This is a genomic window from Mycobacterium sp. Root265 (assembly GCF_001428895.1).
Lineage (GTDB): Bacteria > Actinomycetota > Actinomycetes > Mycobacteriales > Mycobacteriaceae > Mycobacterium.
In genome coordinates this window covers 196,370-203,040 of record NZ_LMJA01000009.1, presented here as the reverse complement: position 1 = coordinate 203,040, position 6,671 = coordinate 196,370, and the positions used below count along the sequence as shown (strand labels likewise).

The window sequence follows — 6,671 nt, the reverse complement described above, 5'->3', positions numbered from 1 at the left end:
CCATCCGACCACACCAAGCCATCCAGGACCACACCCCACAGCAGGCATACCTAAACCCAATTAACCAAAAAAACCTGCCAACTTCTTGACTCAAGACAACTCCGGTGTGACACGTTGAATCGGAACTTTGTGTCAGGACCGTCGCAGCGTGTGCGCGATTATTCCGGCCGCTTCGGCCAGCCGGTCCGGCGGATGTGCCGCATAGCCGATGACCAACCCCGGCGGCCCGGGTAGTTGCCGATGCAGAGACAGCGGCTGAACCACCACGCCGGCAGCGCGCAGGGCCTCGACCACGTCGACATCGTCGATCCCGTTGTCGGCAAACGTGATCAGAACGTGCAGCCCGGCCGCGACGCCCCGCACCTCGATGCCGGGAAGCCGCTCGAAACCGTTCAGCAACGCGTCGCGGCGGGCGCGGTGCCGGGCGCGCACCGTCCGGACGTGGCGGTCGTAGTCCCCGTTCTCCAGCAGCCGGGCCAGTACCAGCTGCGGCAGGGTCGGGCTGCCCAGGTCGCTGGCGTGTTTGGCGGCGACCAGATCCGCACGACGCTCCGCCGGTGCCACCAACCATCCCAGCCGCAGCGCCGGCGCTAGGCTCTTGGATGTGCTTCCCGCGTAGGCGATCCGCTCCGGCGCACCGGCGTGCAACGCCGGCACCGGCGCCCGGTCGTAACGGTACTCGGCGTCGTAGTCGTCCTCGATGATCAGCTCGGCCTGCGCCGCCCACGCCAACAGTTCCCGGCGCCGGGCGGGCCCCAGCACGACACCGGTCGGGAACTGATGGGCCGGTGTGAGGAACGCGGCGCGCACCCCGCTCGAGGCCAGATCGGCGATGACGAGTCCGTCCTCATCCACCGGAATCGGGATTGGATTGAGCCCCCAGTAGGCGAGTTCGTCGACCGCACCGCGTGATCCGGGATCTTCCACCGCGATGTCGGTGACGCCTTGGCGGTGCAACTGCTGAGCCAGCAGCGCCATCGCCTGCGCGACACCGGACACCACGATGATGTCCTCCGGTATGACCCGCAGACCACGGGTTCGGCCCAACCACGGCGCCAGCGCAGCCCGGAGCCGCGGGTGCCCGCGTGGATCCCCGTAACCCAACTCCTCGGGAGGCGTCTCGGTCAGCACCCGGCGTTCCGCGCGCAACCACATGCTGCGCGGGAAGGCCGACAGATCAGGCACGCCGGGCGACAGATCCACTCCCTCGCCCGGGGACAGCCGGGGTCGCGGCAGCCGGTCCGGTACGGCTGCGACCGGCACCCGGTGCTGCGGTGCCGCGGGGGCAGGCGCGTCGAGCACGATGGTGCCGCCACCGCTGCGCCCGGATACCAACCCCTCGTCCATCAGCCGGCGGTAGACCTCGACGACGACACCACGCGACACCCCCAGATCGGCGGCCAGTGTGCGGGTGGCGGGCAGCCGGGCCCCCGCGGTCAGCCGCCCGTCGCCGATGGCACCGCGCATCGCACCGACCAGCCAGTCGGTGATGCCACGCGGCGGCACACCCGACGGATCCAGCAGCAGAAAATCGGCACCGCCCCCCATTTGGTCCACTGGATAACGCCCCCTTTGGTGCTATTGGGAGGACCATATTCGCGCCATCATGGCCACATGTCCAGCACCGATCGGGTCACCCTCGCCGGGGCCGCCGGCATGACCTTCGTGGGCGGTAGCGTCGCCGTGTCCGGCCTGCTCGCCGACGCACCGTTGCACACCGCTCAGGCACTGCGCTACGGGCTGGCCTGCGCCCTGCTGGTCGGATGGGCCTGCCTCACCCGGCGCACCCTGCATCGCCCGCGGGGCACGGAATGGTTCTGGCTCTCCGGAGTCGCGCTCAGCGGTCTGGTGGTGTTCAACCTCGCCCTCGTGCACGGATCGCGGCACGCCGAGCCCGCGGTGCTGGCCGTGGCGGTGGCCTGCGTACCGGTCGCTCTGGCGGCGCTCGGACCGTATCTGGAGGGCCGACAACCGCGCGCCAAGGTGCTGGCGGCCGCGGTGGTGGTGAGCGCCGGTGCTGTCGCCGTGGTCGGTCTGGGCCGCGCGGACACGGTGGGTCTGCTGTGGGCGCTGACCGTCTTTCTCTGCGAGGTGGGCTTCACCCTGCTGGCGCTGCCGGTGCTGGGCCGGCACGGACCGGTCGGGGTGTCGGTGCACAGCACCTGGATGGCGGCGGCGATGTTCACCGTCCTGGCGGTCGGTACCGAAGGTGTCGGGGCCGTCACCCGGTTCGACGTCGCCGAGGTGGCCGCCATCGGCTACCTCGCGGTCGGCGTCACCGCGGTGGCCTTCATTCTCTGGTACTCGTGTGTGGGTGCACTGGGCACCGGGCGGGCCGGGCTGCTCACCGGGATCGCACCCGTCGCCGCCGCGCTGATCGGCATACCGTTGACCGGCGCGGTACCCGGGCCCGCGGTGTGGGGTGGCATCGCGCTGATCGGGGTCGGACTCGCGGCCGGGATGCGCGAGGACCGCGAGTCCGCCGGCGATCAGATCTTGCTCGGCACCGGAACCTGATCCACCGACACCAGATCCTTCGGGCGCGGCCGCGACGGCGCCGTCCGGCCGTGGGTGGCGTAGATGACCAGCCCGACGAACGCCAGTCCGCCCACCAGATTGCCGAGCACCGTGGGAATTTCGTTCCACAGCAGATAGTCGCCGATGGTGAAGTCACCACCGAGCATGAGCCCGGACGGGAACAGGAACATGTTCACGATCGAATGCTCGAAACCGAGGTAGAAGAACACCATGATCGGCATCCACATGGCGATCACCTTGCCGGGCAGGCTGTCGGACATCATGGCGCCGACGACGCCCATCGAGACCATCCAGTTGCACATCACACCGCGGAGGAACAGTGTCAGCATTCCCGCGGCGCCGTGGTCGGCGTAGCCCACCGTGCGGCCTTCACCGATCTGACCGATCGCCTGTCCCACGGCGTCGGGTTCGACGCTGAACCCGTAGGTGAAATAGACCGCCATGAACACCGCGACGGTCAGCGCACCGGCGAAGTTGCCGATGAACACCAGCCCCCAGTTGCGCAGCATGGGCTTGAGCGTGACACCCGGACGCTTGTCCAGCCACGCCAGCGGCACCAGCGTGAAAACCGCTGTCAGCAGGTCGAATCCAAGCAGATGCAGCATGCAGAAGCCGACCGGGAAGAGCACCGCACCCAACAGCGGCTCACCGGTGCGCGTCGAGATCGTCACCGCGAAGGCCGCGGCGAGTGCGAGGATCGCACCGGCCATGAACGCGCGGATCAAGGTGTCACGGGTGGACATGAACACCTTGGACTCGCCGGCATCGATGATCCGGACGGCGAGTTCGGCGGGTTTGACATACGACATGGGCTGATTCCTTTCGGTCGGATTCACCACTGGTACGGCAGGAATTTGCCGTCGATGGTCACGACGACGCGGTCTCCCCCGGGATCCGCGCGCCGCTCGAAGGAGACGTTGCAGTTGATCGCGCTCATGATGCCGTCGCCGAACTCTTCGTGGATCAGCGCCTTGAAGGCCGGGCCGTAGACGTTGATGAGTTCCACGAAGCGGTAGATCGTCGGGTCGGTCTGCAGCGCCGGGTCGGCCGTCCGGTAGGGCTGTCGCTGAAGTGCGGCAACGGTTTCCGGGCTGAGGTCGAGCAGTTCGCCGGCAGCGGTGGCCTCTTTGGCGGGCATCGGGTGGCTGCCCAGCAGGGCCGCCACCGTCCACACCAGCGGCCGGTCGATGTGCTCGGCGAGCTTCTGCCAGCTGATCCCGGTGTCGACACGACGTTGTTCGATCTCGGTGATGACGGGCGAGGCGGGGTCGTAGACCATGTGCGGGTTCCTTCCGTGAAACGTGGCGGTGGGGTTGTGGTGGCTCAATACCACCGCTTCGGCGGCATCGTGCCCATGGCAGAAGACGCAGGGAATCCGGCATTTTGCGCAGCCCGGCAGCGTCTGCCCATCGTTTAACCGCGCCGTAACGAACGGAGAAACACCTCGAAACGCCCTGCGCCTAGCCTCGGCTCATCATCGGAAGCCAGGTGGGAGCATGGTCAACCAGACGAACTTCAGCGTGACCCCGCTCGACGCCGGGACGTTGTCGGCGGCGATCGATGTCGCGCCGACCCCGCTGTGGGTGATCGGCCCGGACGGCACTGTGGCGCTGGCGAATCAGGCAGCGCTGAGCATGCTCGGCTACCGATCCGGCGATGACGTGATCGGCGCACCCAGCCACGACACCCTGCACGAGTGGCACCCCGACGGTTCGCGGTACCCGTCGCATTCCTGCCCGATCCTCGACGGCTGCGGCTCACCCGGGGTCACGGCACACGAATGGTTCATCACCCGGTCCGGTCAGCCCGTGCCGGTCACCTGGTCGGCGAAACCACTGGGGTCCGACGGCACCCGACTTCTCGCGTTCGCCGATGCCACCGAACGGCTGGCGGCCCAACCGCACGGCGGCGTCATCGCCGAATCCGCGCCGTCCCGCACGGAATTGCGGGCGCGACTGCTCGAGCATGTCCGCACGCGCTTCCGTGACCCGGATTTCACGGCGGCCAGACTGGCCGCCGAGTTCCACCTCTCATTGCGCTCTGTCCAGCAGGTGTTGGCCGAGGACGGTCGCTCGCCGGCAACGGAGATCCGCCGTCAGCGACTGGAACTCGCGAGCGCCCTGATTGCCCAGGGCTCCTCGGTGGGTCACGCAGCGCGCACCAGCGGCTTCGCCGACCCGGGTACCTTCAACCGCGCTTTCCGCCGCCACTTCGGCGTCCCGCCCAGCGAATGGGCCAGACGGACCGGCTGAAACGGTTACTCGACAGTGACCGACTTGGCCAGGTTGCGGGGCTTGTCCACGTCGTAGCCACGCGCCTGCGCGACGCCGGCGGCAAACACCTGCATGGGGATCGTCGACAGCAGCGGCTGGAAAAGCGTTGACACCGCCGGTATCTCGATCAGGTGATCGGCGTACGGGGCCACCGTGTCGTCGCCCTCCTCGGCGATGACGATGGTGATCGCACCGCGGGCCTGGATCTCGCGGATGTTGCTCAGCAGCTTGGCATGCAGGGTGGCCGCGCTCTTGGGCGAGGGCATCACCACGATGACCGGCAGGTCATCCTCGATCAGCGCGATCGGGCCGTGCTTGAGCTCGCCGGCAGCGAACCCCTCGGCGTGCATATAGGCGAGTTCCTTGAGTTTGAGCGCACCCTCCAGCGCCACCGGGTAGCCGACATGGCGACCCAGGAACAGCACGGCGGAGGCCTGGGCGAACCGCTGCGCCAGCGCCGTCACCGGCTCCATGCAGGTCAGCACCCGCGCAACCTGATCGGGCATGGCCTCGAGGTCGTGGTACTCGCGGGCCACCTCGTCGGCGTACTTGGTGCCGCGGGCCTGCGCCAGCGCCAGCCCGACCAGATAGTTGGCGGTCAGCTGCGCCAGGAATGTCTTGGTCGAGGCCACCCCGATCTCCGGACCGGCGCGGGTGTAGAGCACCGCGTCGGCCTCGCGCGGGATCTGGCTGCCGTTGGTGTTGCAGATGGCCAGGACCTTGGCCTTCTGCTCCTTGGCGTGCCGCACGGCCTCCAGGGTGTCCGCGGTCTCGCCGGACTGCGAGATCGCGATCACCAGGGTGCTGCGGTCCAGAACCGGGTCGCGGTAACGGAATTCGCTGGCGAGCTCTACCTCGACGGGCAGCCGAGTCCAGTGCTCGATCGCGTACTTGGCCAGCATGCCGGAGTGATAGGCGGTACCGCAGGCGACGATGAAGATCTTGTCGACCTCACGCAGTTCCTGGTCGGAGAGCCGCTGCTCGTCGAGCACGATCCGGCCGTCCACGAAATGGCCGAGCAGGGTGTCGGCCACGGCCGCGGGCTGCTCGGCGATCTCCTTGAGCATGAAGTACTCGTAGCCACCCTTTTCGGCGGCCGAGAGGTCCCAGTCGATATGGAACGGGCGAGCATTCGCGTCGTCACGGTCGCCGGCGAAGTTGTAGATCCGGTACCCGTCGGCGGTGATGACCACCGCCTGGTCCTGGCCGAGTTCGACTGCGTCACGGGTGTATTCGATGAACGCTGCGACATCGGAGCCGATGAACATCTCGCCGTCACCGACGCCGACCACCAGCGGGGTGGAACGGCGGGCGGCGACGATGGTGCCGGGCTCGTCGGCGAAGGCGAAGACCAGGGTGAAATGACCCTCCAACCGTCGCAGCACCGACAGCACCGAGGCGACGAAATCTCCGGCGGTGTCCCCGGTGCGGTAGGCCTGGGCGACCAGGTGCACGGCGACCTCGGAGTCGGTGTCGCTGGCGAACTCGACGCCCGCGGTCTCCAACTCGGCGCGCAGGGCCGCGAAGTTCTCGATGATGCCGTTGTGCACGACGGCGAACTTGCCGCTGGCATCGCGGTGCGGATGGGCGTTGCGGTCGGTGGGACGGCCGTGGGTGGCCCACCGGGTGTGCCCCATACCGGTCGTCCCGCCGAGGTCGCCCGCGTCGGCGTCCTTGAGGGCCTCTTCCAGATTGGCCAGCCGGCCCGCCCGTCGTTGCACGGTGAGTCCACCGGCGCCGTCGAGCAGTGCCACCCCCGAGGAGTCGTAGCCGCGGTATTCCATCCGCCGCAGCGCATCGACGACGACCTCGCAGGCAGGGCGCTGCCCGACATAGCCGACGATTCCACACATAGGGACC

General features: G+C 68.2%; 6 protein-coding genes. 2 read left to right on the top strand and 4 right to left on the bottom strand.

What is annotated here, in order from left to right:
- Window positions 1-132: 132 nt before the first annotated feature.
- Window positions 133-1,548: a MocR-like pyridoxine biosynthesis transcription factor PdxR gene (pdxR, locus tag ASE48_RS11190; RefSeq protein WP_057167133.1), complete on the bottom strand. Its 1,416-nt coding sequence runs from the start codon at window positions 1,546-1,548 to the stop codon at window positions 133-135.
- Window positions 1,549-1,614: 66 nt separating this feature from the next.
- Between pdxR and ASE48_RS11185 the strand changes: the two genes are divergently transcribed.
- On the top strand, window positions 1,615-2,517 hold the full coding sequence (locus ASE48_RS11185) for a DMT family transporter (protein WP_057167132.1): 903 nt from the start codon (window positions 1,615-1,617) through the stop codon (window positions 2,515-2,517).
- On the opposite strand, the gene ASE48_RS11180 is transcribed toward ASE48_RS11185, so the two are convergent.
- Window positions 2,490-3,347, bottom strand: coding sequence for a formate/nitrite transporter family protein (locus tag ASE48_RS11180; protein ID WP_057167161.1), 858 nt, complete (start codon window positions 3,345-3,347; stop codon window positions 2,490-2,492). The genes ASE48_RS11185 and ASE48_RS11180 overlap by 28 nt on opposite strands.
- A gap of 23 nt (window positions 3,348-3,370) precedes the next feature.
- Window positions 3,371-3,817 (bottom strand): cyanase, encoded by a 447-nt coding sequence (cynS, locus tag ASE48_RS11175; RefSeq protein ID WP_057167131.1) that lies wholly within the window; start codon window positions 3,815-3,817, stop codon window positions 3,371-3,373.
- Between the two features lie 217 nt (window positions 3,818-4,034).
- Here cynS and ASE48_RS11170 point away from each other — a divergent pair, with 217 nt between their 5' ends.
- A complete protein-coding gene (locus ASE48_RS11170) occupies window positions 4,035-4,790 on the top strand; it encodes a helix-turn-helix domain-containing protein (protein WP_057167130.1) in 756 nt (251 codons plus the stop codon).
- 5 nt (window positions 4,791-4,795) lie between these two features.
- Here ASE48_RS11170 and glmS read toward each other — a convergent pair whose 3' ends face one another.
- A complete protein-coding gene (glmS, locus tag ASE48_RS11165) occupies window positions 4,796-6,664 on the bottom strand; it encodes a glutamine--fructose-6-phosphate transaminase (isomerizing) (RefSeq protein ID WP_057167129.1) in 1,869 nt (622 codons plus the stop codon).
- Between the last annotated feature and the right edge of the window lie 7 nt (window positions 6,665-6,671).